Source organism: Epilithonimonas zeae (assembly GCF_900141765.1).
Classification (GTDB): domain Bacteria; phylum Bacteroidota; class Bacteroidia; order Flavobacteriales; family Weeksellaceae; genus Epilithonimonas; species Epilithonimonas zeae.
This window is the reverse complement of record NZ_FSRK01000001.1, coordinates 1,207,880-1,220,397: the sequence shown is the minus strand read 5'-3', so window position 1 is coordinate 1,220,397 and position 12,518 is coordinate 1,207,880. Positions and strand designations below refer to the sequence as shown.

7 protein-coding genes are annotated in these 12,518 nt (G+C 35.4%); 2 read left to right on the top strand and 5 right to left on the bottom strand.

The genetic code is table 11. From position 1 onward, the window contains the following. The first annotated feature begins 298 nt into the window (after positions 1-298). Positions 299-3,289, top strand: a complete 2,991-nt coding sequence (locus BUR19_RS05600) for a LamG-like jellyroll fold domain-containing protein (protein WP_074233896.1) — start codon at positions 299-301, stop codon at positions 3,287-3,289. 233 nt (positions 3,290-3,522) lie between these two features. Here the strand turns inward: BUR19_RS05600 and BUR19_RS05595 are convergent, their stop codons facing one another. Continuing rightward, positions 3,523-4,314 (bottom strand): glycosyltransferase family 32 protein, encoded by a 792-nt coding sequence (locus tag BUR19_RS05595; RefSeq protein WP_074233895.1) that lies wholly within the window; start codon positions 4,312-4,314, stop codon positions 3,523-3,525. Between the two features lie 199 nt (positions 4,315-4,513). Here BUR19_RS05595 and BUR19_RS05590 point away from each other — a divergent pair, with 199 nt between their 5' ends. Further along, the gene (locus BUR19_RS05590) at positions 4,514-5,845 is read left to right on the top strand and encodes an alpha-amylase family glycosyl hydrolase (protein ID WP_074233894.1); all 1,332 of its coding nucleotides are present in this window, start codon (positions 4,514-4,516) and stop codon (positions 5,843-5,845) included. Positions 5,846-5,914: 69 nt separating this feature from the next. On the opposite strand, the gene BUR19_RS05585 is transcribed toward BUR19_RS05590, so the two are convergent. The 4 genes from BUR19_RS05585 to BUR19_RS05570 form a co-directional block, all read right to left on the bottom strand. After that, on the bottom strand, positions 5,915-6,424 hold the full coding sequence (locus BUR19_RS05585; protein ID WP_074233893.1) for a CinA family protein: 510 nt from the start codon (positions 6,422-6,424) through the stop codon (positions 5,915-5,917). A gap of 106 nt (positions 6,425-6,530) precedes the next feature. Beyond that, positions 6,531-7,631 (bottom strand): PAS domain-containing sensor histidine kinase, encoded by a 1,101-nt coding sequence (locus BUR19_RS05580; RefSeq protein WP_074233892.1) that lies wholly within the window; start codon positions 7,629-7,631, stop codon positions 6,531-6,533. 269 nt (positions 7,632-7,900) lie between these two features. Next, positions 7,901-9,508, bottom strand: a complete 1,608-nt coding sequence (locus tag BUR19_RS05575) for a RagB/SusD family nutrient uptake outer membrane protein (RefSeq protein WP_074235565.1) — start codon at positions 9,506-9,508, stop codon at positions 7,901-7,903. A 7-nt stretch (positions 9,509-9,515) separates the two neighbouring features. Then, positions 9,516-12,503 carry a SusC/RagA family TonB-linked outer membrane protein gene (locus BUR19_RS05570; RefSeq protein ID WP_074233891.1) on the bottom strand — a complete coding sequence of 996 codons (2,988 nt, stop codon included), beginning with the start codon at positions 12,501-12,503 and terminating at the stop codon, positions 9,516-9,518. Between the last annotated feature and the right edge of the window lie 15 nt (positions 12,504-12,518).

Here is a 12,518-nt window from a genome sequence, read left to right as displayed (position 1 = left end):
TTTTGTGAAACTAGAGCATCCTGTCCTCTCCTGTCAATAAAATATAATTGAATCTGCCAAAAAGATTTTCATTGATTGAAGAGTTAAATTTTAATTCAAAAAACAATTATTTGCTGTAAAATTAATCGCTATCAAACCTTGATAGAATCTTAAAATCAGTTCATATTTAATTAATATTAAAATTATTGAAATCTATAACTAACTGATAATTAACAGGATTCAGCAGGACAGTCATCTTAGTTGTTGTTTCTAATTTTCCATCACATCAAAAGCCCTATTTCTAATTAATCAAATTATTATGAAAGAAAAAATTCTACCTATTAAGCAAGTGCTTAAACTATTTATTCTTTGCGGAACTATTTCGACAACCATTGATCTTAATGCGCAAACATTAGCCTTTCCGGAAGCGACCGGTTTTGGAAGATATGCAACAGGAGCAAGAGGCTCTGCCAATCCTGAGATTTACTTAGTAACCAATCTGAACGATAGCGGACCTGGTTCTTTCCGTGATGCAGTGAGTAAAGAAGGACGATTTGTGATATTCAAAGTTGGAGGTATCATCAATACTAAATCCCAAATTGTCATTGCAAAAAATACGACTATTGCTGGACAAACTGCGCCTGGAGAAGGCATTGTTCTTCTTGGTTCCAGAGTTACATTTACAGGAGCAAGTAATACGATTGCCCGATATGTACGAATCCGTTTTGGAAGCACAACTCAAGGTCAAGATACATCAGGTCTTGCTAATGGTTCAAATATGATTTTCGACCATATGTCTTTCACTTGGGGAACGGACGAAGTTTTCTCTATCAATTGGGATAACAAAGGCGATAGTCCTGATAATATCACGATTCAGAATTCTATTATTGGTCAAGGTCTGCATCGTCACAATCACTCGGCTGGAGGATTGATGCAACCTTCCGGTGGAAAAATCAGTTTAATCGGAAACTTGTATATCTGCAACAAAACCCGAAACAATAAAGTAAAAGGAATCAACGAATTCGTCAATAACATTGTTTATAACTGGGGAAATTATAGTAATACTTATGGGCATACAGAATCGGGTGACGCTTATATTATGGGCGGAGATTCGGCTGGAACTTCGGATGTGAATATCATTAATAATTATTTTATTGGCGGACCAAATACAAGTAATACTGTTACAACACCTTTCAACAGAGGAAATGACAATTTTTCTTTGTATGGTTCTGGAAATTATTTTGATAATAACAAAGACGGAATCCTGAACGGAACTTTAGTACCTTCGGATTTGACAGGTTTTCCTACGGGCGATATTAATTCCATCAAATCAGAGCCTTATGATTATCCAATGAAAAATCCGACTTTAACAGCTCAACAAGCTTATGACAAAGCGATTTTGAATGTTGGTGCATCCTATCCGAGACGTGACCAAGTCGAGAATCTGATGATTTCTGATTTGCAGTCAAAAGGAACAACGGCGACTTATGTTTATGTTCAGTCTGACCTTACTTCTCAATTTGGTTTTACAAATGGTGGTGCAGGACACGTTTATGGTGCGCCAGCTCCTTTGGATACAGATAATGACGGAATGCCAGATGCTTGGGAAGATGCAAACGGATTAGACAAATATACTCCAGATGCTTTGAATGTAAGCACTACAAATGCTCCATATCTAAATATTGAAGTTTATATCAACAGCTTACCCAATCAAACCCCGCCAGATTTTATTATTCCCCCGACAAATCTTAATTTCACGAATGTCGCGACAACAGAAGTTCCACCGGCAAGCTCTTTTACAGTCAATTGGAGCGATAATTCAACTAACGAAACCAACTATATTTTGGAACGTTCAACAGATGGAACTAATTTCTCAGAAATAGCAACATTGGGAGCCAATATTGTAAGTTATAATGAAACGGGTTTGACTCCAAATACTCAATATTATTATAGAGTTAAAGCTACTAATGCAACGGAATCTTCAGTTTATACTTCTATTGCATCTATTACCACTCCACCAATTCCATCAGCTCCGACGAAAGCCACAAATCCTGCTCCAACAAACGGAAGTAACAATGTAGAATTGACCAGCGGAAATCTGACATTGAAATGGGCAGGAAGTACAAATACAACAAAATACTCAGTTTATCTTGGAACTAATTCATCAACCTTAAGTAAAGTTGCAGATGTTAATTATTCAACTTCGCCATCTTATCAATTGACCGGATTGAGTCCTGCAACGACTTATTATTGGAGAATAGATGCTTCAAATGAAAAAGGAACTGCAACCGGTGATGTTTGGAATTTTCATACTTTAACTCCTACTCTTGTTGGACATTGGCCTTTCAAAGAGGCGCCTTTTGAAGGAGAAAAAATTGCAGATGTAACCGATTATGAAAATGACGGAATATTGGACGTAGCTTACGACAATTCTAACGTCAGAATCCAAGGAAAGGAAAATTACGCCCTTGATTTGGCAACTTCTCCGAGCAATATATACATTGCAAGTGTTCCTAATCAAGACCATATCTTCTTTGACAAAAACTCATTCACTGTTTCTTTTTGGATGAAAGCTCCAGCAAGTATGATTCCTTCTTCATCATCGACAAGTCTTTATGTTTTATGCAAAGGTTCATTTACGAAAAATACAACAACCGGAGCGACAGGAAAACGTTACAATATTGAGATAAAAGGCGGACAATTACGTTTTGCCATCGATGATGATATAACCAAAAAAGAGATTACTTCTCCGATTGCCAATTATTTCACAGGAGATTGGGTAAATGTTGTAATAATGAGAGACATTGTTGCGCATAAAATGAGAATTTATACTAATGGAGTTTTAAGTGCGGAAGGCGATGAAACTGCTGTTACTGGAATTGGTGAAGTCAGTGATTTGATTATTGGAAACATTGGTGAATTTGAATTAATGTCAACCACAGCTCCAGCTCCTTACAAAGGTGCATTTGATGAGTTGAAAATGTTCAATTATGCTTTATCACTTTCGGAGGTACAAGCTTTGTACAGTCAAGCTACATTAAGCACGGATAAATTTATTTCTAAAAAAGGAATCATCTATCCTAATCCTGTGAAAGACCAAATCTCAATACAACTCCCTGATTACAAAAAATCTAATTTGACTGCAACACTAAGAGATATGTCAGGAAAAATTATCCTTAATGAAAAAATTAATTCTAAGGAAAAAGGAATTTTCACTTTAAATATTGCTAATAAAAAAACTGCTGGAATTTATATCTTAAATGTTTCTGGAGAAAATCTGAATCGGAATTTTAAGGTTATTATGGAGTAATCTTTAATACAACTAATTAAAAGAGGACTAAAATTTTAGTCCTCTTTTTTTAATTATTCATTATATGATTTAACCGCATAATAAAAAAATCCGATTGTAAAAATTACAACCGGATTAACTATGAAACTGAAATTAAATTTTCAAGACCTATTTATTAGGAACTTTAGTATTTCAAATATATAATTAGATTATTTTTCATTTTATGACTTGAATCACAATTTTAAATATTCTTATTAATTTTCATCACCATAGACTTTTTTCTGAACGTACGTTGTTATATGATCCGTCGGAATTAAATCTAGTAAATCATCCACATTAATCGTTTTATGCTCATCAATAATACTCTTTACAGCTTTAGCTGCTCCTGGATAAGTGGTTAGTCTCTCTAGCAAACCATAAACATTAACCATCTTTTTATGTGTATTTTCTTCATCACCGCCAAACCAAGACCCATTAAAATGATGGCTAACATAATTTTTAGGTAGATCTTGTGAAAAATATACCGATGGATATAATGTAACACCGTGATTTAATTTCTGAATCGTATCACTATAACGATTTGCTCCGTAATCTTTCTCCAGCATTTCCGAGAAAATATCGGTATTAATGCGTTCTTCAAAACCCTTTTGTTTATTATAATAATCCACAAAGTCCTTTGATAATTGATGTTTCGGTTCAGCCATCCAAAATGCTGAATAAGGCACACCTTTAACCTCAAAACCGCAGACTGCTTTTTCAGTTAGGAATTCATCCAGAGGAAGCTTGAGTTCCATATCGGTGTCCATATAGATTCCGCCGTGTTCATACATCACTTTTGACCGGACATAATCGGAAACAAATGCCCATTTTTTCTGTGCAAAAGCTTCTTTAACATAATTATTATCTTCTATCGGCGCATTGCTTTCATTCCATTCGATAATCTCGTAATCGGGATGGATTTTTTTCCAAGTTGCTATACAATGTTCGGCTAATTCGTCTTTGGGCTGGCCTCCAAACCAGCAGTAGTGAATCTTTTTTGGTATCATAACTTAATATTTTATTTAAATCGGTGTTTGAGTTTTATAGCCATACAAACATCAAACCTTTATAGAATTATGATGAGATATTATTGATTTTTTTGAAAGAATTTGGTATTAATCATTTTAATTTTATGCTAATTATTAATATTGAATGTTGAGTAGGTATGATATTCGATAACATATTTTTTGTTAATAAACTATTCTTATGGAACAAGCCAACGATAAACGATACCAACCCAAATCTTATGTTGAAATCACTACACCCGAATGGGTAAAAAATGCAACACTTTATGAACTTAATATCAGACAATTTTCTGAGGAAGGTACATTTGCAGCAGTTGAAAGAGAGTTGCCTCGACTTAAGAAATTGGGAATCGATATTATTTGGTTGATGCCGATCCACCCAATTGGTAAAGTTCATAGAAAAGGTAATCTCGGAAGTTATTATTCTGTGCGTAATTATCTTGAAGTTAATCCCGAATTTGGTACAGAAGAAGATTTCAAAAAACTGGTAAAAGCCATTCACGATGAGGGAATGTTTGTTATTTTGGATTGGGTCGCGAATCATACAAGTTGGGATAACAATCTTGTAGAAGAACATCCGGAATGGTACAGAAAGTCGAGAAAAGATACTTTTCAGTCCACAAGATGGCGGGATTATGATGATATTATTGAATTGGATTACAGCCATCCAGAACTTCGACAATATATGACCAATGCCTTAAAATATTGGGTGAAAGATTTTGATATCGATGGCTACCGTTGTGATATTGCGAGTTTTGTCCCGATAGATTTTTGGGAGAACGCCAGAGCGGAATTGGATATTCTGAAACCTGTATTTATGCTGGCTGAGGCGGAAGATAAAGATTTGCACAGAAGAGCATTTGATTCGACTTACAATTGGACTTTATGGAATATCCTTCATCAGATTGCTACCAATCATTATAGTGTAAAAACATTAAGTGAAGCTTACTTAGCAGAACACGTTTCCATATTTCCCAAGAAGGGCATACGAATGAATTTTATAGACAATCACGATAAAAATTCTTGGGAAGGAACGCCTTATATCAATTTTGGAGAAGCATTGAAAGCTGTAACAGTATTCACTTTTTTGATGGACGGGATTCCACTGGTTTATAACGGTCAGGAAGCTGGAATAGATCACTCATTGGCATTCTTTGAAAAAGATCCAATCCCGTGGCAGAAGCACGACAATGAAAAGCTTTACTCTACTCTATTCTCTTTAAAACATCAAAACCAAGCCTTATGGAACGGACAATATGGTGGCGAAATTGTACGAATTATGAATGATAAGATGGATAATGTAATTTCATTTGTTCGTGAGAAAAATGGCGATAAAGTATTAGTATTTATTAATCTAAGTAAAGATACAGTCGTTGCACAGTTCGATACTTCCTTTGATAAAGGCAATTATGTGAACCTTTTTTCCAATTCAGAACTACAAGTGGATGAAACACTTGTTATCGAAATGGCACCGTGGGATTATGTTGTTCTGCATCATACAAATTCAAGATAACTTAAATTTATAGTAAAAAACACCTGAGATTTTCATCACAGGTGTTTTATTATTTATTTAGGAAATTGATTAAGCGTATGTTCTGTCTTTAGTTATATGCTCGTGTTTCAATTCACATCTTAAACACGTCAAAACATATTCTGCAAAGTACTTTTGTGCATCCCAAGCCTTTGTCAGAGGATGTAATTCAATCTTATCACTACGGATGATTACGTTTTTGTATGAGATACTGTAATGAGCAAAAATTTGGTTATTATATTCTTCTGTTGGTATGATACAACCTGTTATTGCGATTGCCCAATCTGAAGAAAACTGTTTTCCAATCTCTATAGATAGTTCTTCTGCTCCTTTACGGGATACGAAGATTTGGTCTTTATCATTGTGATTGATATTAAGCAGTTTTAATTGATTATTTGTGAAAATAGTAAGACCACCCTTATAAAAATTTTGTGCATCGGGCATTTGTGAGAAAGCTAACTGCAATGCTCCTGAAGTTGCACTTTCGCAAATGGATATTGTTTCTCCTCTTCTTAGAAGATGATAGCTAATACGCTCCAATAAAATAGTTGAAAAATTCATAGAAATAGATTTGATTTGCCAAGCGTAATCAAATCTTCTGCCATATAGTTTATTGGGAGTAGTTTTTATAAAAAATTCTAATAAAGGAATATTATGAATTTAATTATCAACATTGACTAACTGGTAATTCTATCCAGAATGTACTCCCCTTTTTCAGTTCACTTTCTACCCATATTTTCCCCCAATGCTGAGAAATAATCTGCTTGCATAAATAAAGTCCTAACCCTAATCCTGAAACATTATTGGACTGATGAACCTGATAGAACCTTGAAAAAATATCTTCGAAATGGTTAGAATCAATCCCAGCGCCGTAATCTTTTACACCAATAATTGCGATCCCATTTTCTGCTTTGATAAAAACATCAATTTGCTTACTTCCAGCTGAATATCGTATTGCATTGGTCAATAGATTGGTAATAACTTGCTCAATCTTATAATGATCTCCTTCAATTTGAATAGAATCTATCTCAGAATGTAAAGTAATCTCAAAAAACTCGTTAGCCTTGCTGATGAGGTCAATCGTATCTTCAACCAATTGATGAATGTCGAATTTCTCAATTCGCAGAACTAGTTTGCCTGATTCAATTTTGGAAACGTCTAAAAGATCAGAAATAAGATGATTCAATTTTTTCGATTGTGCCAACGCTTTTTCTAAAAATACTTTTACTTTCTCATCATCAATATACCTCTTTAAGATCTGCAGATAAGCATCCATACTTGTCAGCGGAGTCCTCAATTCATGACTTGCCAAAGCTATAAACTCATCTTTCCGGATATTGAGTTCTTTTAATTTTTCAAGAAGCTCTGCTTTTTCTTGTTGGGCAATATGGCGATCACTAATATCACGAGCAATCTTTGATGCTCCAATGATATTGCCCTCTTTATCAACAACCGGAGATACTGTTACAGAAATGGGAAAGTTCTGACCATTTTTGGTTTTTCTAATGGTTTCAAAATGATCAACTTTTTTACCAGCTTTTATTTGTCCAATAATATAATCCTCCTCACTTAATCTATCCTCCGGAATAATTAAAGAAATATGTTTTCCCACAGCCTCTGTCTGCAAATAACCAAACATTTTTTCTGCTGCAGGATTCCAGCTTGTTATAATCCCATCAAGTGTTTTACTTACAATTGCATCATTGCTGGACGTTACAATTGCATTAAACAATGCCTGATTATTTTCTAAATGATTAAACAAATCCATCTTGGTTATTACATTTTATAAAGTGATGTAAAATTATTAATAAACAGAATTGTGACTGTCTTGGCTAATAAAAATTCAGGTTGCAAACATGAGCATTTTTTTCGTTATAATTTTATGATTTGAATGATATTTTTTTTAATTACTATATAGGCTGAAACTAAAAATTGTAAAAAATTTTGTCAATATAATCTATAATAAAAAAAGCTTCCTGTTGGTACAGAAAGCTTAAAGAAAATAATATATAAACTTGACTGTGAGATCAATTCTTGTTAATATCCGTCATTCTGTGTCAAATTTGGATTGGCTGTGATATCTGCTGATGGAAGCGGGTAAATATTGAATTTGGAATCCACTTCTTTCCCAGCCTGAGCATTACCTTTCCAGCTCCATAGATAATCTGCTGTAGTATACCTGTTAAAACGAATAAGATCGGTTCTTCTTAATAATTCCCACGATAACTCTCTGGATCTTTCATCAAGAATAAAATTCAGGTTCAGGTCGGAAAGGGTAATTGCTCCGTTTCCATTATTATACGCTCTGTTCCTAACGACATTAATATAATTAAGTGCTTCTGAGGATTTCCCGGATCTGAAGTTTGCTTCGGCAGCGGTAAGATAAGCTTCTGAAAGACGGAACATAGGGAAATCCGTATCTACATAGGCTGCATCAGAACCTGCTACTCCATTCTTGGTTACATTTCTCCATTTCGTGAAAGCATAACCATCCTGAAAAGTTCCCGGAAGTGCGGCAATTTCTTTCTTATGCCCAATGTTGAAGAATAAAGCTCTGCTATCATTTTTTGTAAATGCATTAGGGTCTGTGGTCACAAAATTCTGATCTGACGTTTGAAACTTGTTAACAAATTCCGGACGAAGACGTATATTTCCCCAGCCTCCGGCAATACCCAGATTCAGGTAATTTAGCATCGTACCTCCTGTCTGCGCTAAAACAAAGAATGTAGTTCCTCCGTAGGTTTTGGACTGTACTCCATCCAAATTCAGAGACCAAATGATTTCCGGAGAAGTATTATTGTCAGCGAGGAAATTATAAAGGTATTTCGGAGCGAGGCTGTAATGACTTTGAATCACTTTTTCAGCATATTCGGCGGCTTTATCCCATTGTGGTGAATTGGTATAAACTTGTGCGTTCAGATAAAGTCTTGACAATAAAAAGTCAGCTGCTGTTTTATCAACTCTTCCATATTCATTAGTATCAGGAAGTGCAGCTTCAATTTCTTTAAGTTCATTTTCTACATAAGAATAGAGATCGGTTCTTGATATCTGTTTTGGTAAAAACTGTGGGTCTAATTTATCAGAATCTGTCACAAATGGAACTTTACCAAATGTATCCAACAAAACCCAATAAGAATAAGCTCTTAGAAATCTAGCTTCGGCACGGAAATAAGCAACTTGTTGTTTGAAGCTGGCATCAGTATGTCCTCTCTCCTGTAGTTTGGCATCGGTTGTCTGTCTTAGAAATTCATTGGCGTAACCGATAATCTGATACAATCTGGCATAATAGCCATTCAGGATAGCCGTGTTGGAATCCCAAGTGTTGGTCGCCATTTGTCTCAATCCGTTGGTCTGGGAACCCATTATTGCTTCATCTGTTGATATCTGAACATAAAAAGCCAAACGGATAAATGAGCTGTAACCCTCATCAAAATTGCTGATATCCGGATCTCCAGTCGGTCCCTGTTGCCCGCTGAGACATAATGCTGCGTAACATTTTGCAAGCACCCCTTTGTAATTATCAGGATCAGAATAGACCTGGTCTGTGGTTACGATATTGGGATCTATTGGAGATGTATCCAGGTCGTTGACACAAGAGCTTAATGTGAAAATAGAAAATATAAGGGTTATATATATACGTTTCATAGTTGGATTATTTGAAGTTAACATTAAGTCCGAAAAGGAATGAACGAGGTCTGGAATACATATTGTTGTCAATTCCAAGATAAACTTCGGGGTCAAGTCCGCTATATCCTGTGATTACAAAAGCATTCTGTACAGATAGGTTAACACCCAGATCGAACTTGTCGCTGATATTCTTGAAATTATGTCCCAGCGTGATATTGTCCATTCTGAAAAAAGAAGCTTTTTCAAGGAAAAAATCAGAGTAAAGCTGCAGATTATCAAAACCTTGCTCAGCTGTATAACTCAAAAGATTGGAATAAGTTCCGTTCCCTAAAGTCGCTTTGGTCTTATAATCTTTGGATTTCACATTATTATAAACATAGTTCCCAAAATTAGCGTGACCATTGAAGCCTAGATACCAATTCTTATAACTCAATTTTGAAGAGATTCCGAGAAAGGATTTTGGCATCGGATTTTTATCTTTTACTAGTCCGCCTTTGTATTTTCCTTCAATCGGTTTTCCGGCTTCGTCATATTCCTGTTGATACAGATAAAATGTATAAGGAGAATATCCAACAGAATGCGTCTGAATTGTTCCCGCCGTAGAACCTGCTACATTTCCGATGTTCACACCGTAATTTGGACTATCTACAAGTGTTAGTTTAGTAATTTTTGATTCGTTGAATGTAATATTTGCATCCAAAGTCCATTGCCAGTCAGTTGTTTTAATCGGAATTGTATTTAATGAAATTTCAACACCTTTATTTTCCATTGAACCGATATTCGTAAAAATCATATTGGTAAGGTTGGAACCTGCTGCTACGGAAATTTTATTCAACAAATCGTCTGTTGTTCTTTTATAAACTTCCACTGAACCAGAAACTCTATTTTTAAGAATTCCGAAATCCAAACCCACGTTATAAGTTGAAGTTGTTTCCCACTTCAGATTCGGGTCATAGCCGTTTGGTCGAATGGTCTGGTAATACTGGTTTCCCAACTGATACAAAGCATTGGACTGACTAAAGGTGTAAGTCTGCATCCATTCGTAATCCCCTCCGATATCCTGCTGACCGGTTTTTCCATAACTTAATCTTAATTTCAAATCAGAGAAAAAACTACTGTCTTTTAGAAAATTTTCTTCATTGATTTTCCAAGCAAATGCTGCCGATGGAAAAAGTCCCCAATGATTATCTTTGGAAAAACGCGAAGAACCGTCATTTCTAAGTGTTGCCGTGAAAAGGTAACGGTCTTTGAAAGTATAATTCAAACGTCCATAAAATGAAACCAGATAATATTCTGACTTCGAAATGATATTCTGATAGACTTTATTTCCGGAAACATTGGTTTGATTATCATCATAACTTTGCCAGAACTTCTGCCAAGAATAACCTCCCATTACATCAATTTTATGATTGGAAAGTGTTTTGGTATAATTTGCATATAAGTCCAACTGGGTATTATTTTTCTTCTGAGTATAATTTTCAATCAGACCTTGTCCGTCGTTTCCAATAGAAGTCCAAGCCAAAGGCGCATTATCCGGAACGAAGATATCGCCGTTACTTTTTAAAATATCAAAACCCGCATTGGCATTTAATTTCAAATCTTCGAAACCGTGAATTTTATAATCCAACTGAATGTTCCCAATATGACGAACAACTTTGGACTCGTCTTTTCTTAGATTAAGGACAGAAACAGGATTGGCACTTGCAATCGTAATCGGTTTTCCTGATGCATCTTTCCATATAAAATACCCTAAACCATACTGAGAAGAATTGTCATAAACAGGACGAGTCGGGTCAAATCCTACAGCCGAACTTGCCGGATTGGAAATGAAATCATTGTTCTCAATACTTGGTTTATAATTAAGATTAATATTCAAATGTTTATCAAAAAACGAAGGGTTGATTGCCAAACTTGCATTCATTCTCTCATAAGAATTTTTCCTAATAATCCCTTGTTGGTCAGTATATCCCAACGATAATCGATAAGGAATATCCTTTACAGCTCCAGTCATACTGAAGTTCTGGTCATTACTCACAGAAGTTCTGTAGATTTCCTTTTGCCAATCGGTGTTTTCCGTTCCAAGACCGTTGATAATCGTATTATTTCCGGCGTAATAATCCTTGATAAAACTTCTGTATTCATCACCGTTCAGAACATCAAGCATTTTGGGATTGTAGCTCACTTTTGTATTGGAAGAATATTGAAATCTTGTTTTTTTACTTCCTTTTTTAGTTGTAATGATAATCACACCATTAGAAGCTCGGGAACCGTAAATAGCCGTTGAAGAAGCATCTTTCAGAACTGTGTAAGTCTCGATATCGTTTGGATTTATCATCCCCAAAATATTACTGGAACCTGAGGTCGAAGAGTTGTCAATCGCAATCCCATCAATCACGATAAGCGGGTCATTACTGGCGGACAAAGAAGAACCACCTCTGATTCTGATAGTTGAACCAGCACCTGGCGCTCCTCCGGGAGAAATGATGTTAACTCCGGCTGCTTTTCCCGTCAACGCATCTTGTGCAGAAACCGGACTTCCATCATTCTCGCTGTCGATTTTAACGGTCGTAAGAGAACCTGTAGCATCGGACTTTTTAACTTTACCATAACCGATAATTACCACCTCATCAATCTTCTTCTCCTGCACCGAAATAGTGTCTTTGGGAATGGGAAAATTTTCTGATTGAGAAATCAATTTAGCACTGGTTTTTCTAAGAACAACCGTATTATTTTTTATTTCATATTCTATCGGATAGAATTTTTTGAGATATTTTAATGATGATTCCAGAGATGAATAATTGATAGCATTATCATTCACAAAAACATCTTTGAAATCTGTGCTGGAATAGAGAAATGGAATCTTGGAAGATTTGCTGAGCTTATCAAAAACTTTGATAATGGACACCCGATTCTCTTTTTTCATAGCAACCGGCGGTGTTTGTCCGGCTTGTCCGTAAACGATTGGAAGACCTGTGGCAACCAATAAGATTACAGACATTACTGTTTTTTTCATAAATTTGGGGATTAA

What these genes read in the sequence shown, in the direction of transcription:
- BUR19_RS05585 (WP_074233893.1), bottom strand. Translation starts at nt 6,424, where the DNA reads ATGAATTTTTCAACTATTTTATTGGAGCGTATTAGCTATCATCTTCTA.
- BUR19_RS05575 (WP_074235565.1), bottom strand. Translation starts at nt 9,508, where the DNA reads ATGAAACGTATATATATAACCCTTATATTTTCTATTTTCACATTAAGC.
- BUR19_RS05590 (WP_074233894.1), top strand. Translation starts at nt 4,514, where the DNA reads ATGGAACAAGCCAACGATAAACGATACCAACCCAAATCTTATGTTGAA.
- BUR19_RS05600 (WP_074233896.1), top strand. Translation starts at nt 299, where the DNA reads ATGAAAGAAAAAATTCTACCTATTAAGCAAGTGCTTAAACTATTTATT.
- BUR19_RS05570 (WP_074233891.1), bottom strand. Translation starts at nt 12,503, where the DNA reads ATGAAAAAAACAGTAATGTCTGTAATCTTATTGGTTGCCACAGGTCTT.
- BUR19_RS05595 (WP_074233895.1), bottom strand. Translation starts at nt 4,314, where the DNA reads ATGATACCAAAAAAGATTCACTACTGCTGGTTTGGAGGCCAGCCCAAA.
- BUR19_RS05580 (WP_074233892.1), bottom strand. Translation starts at nt 7,631, where the DNA reads ATGGATTTGTTTAATCATTTAGAAAATAATCAGGCATTGTTTAATGCA.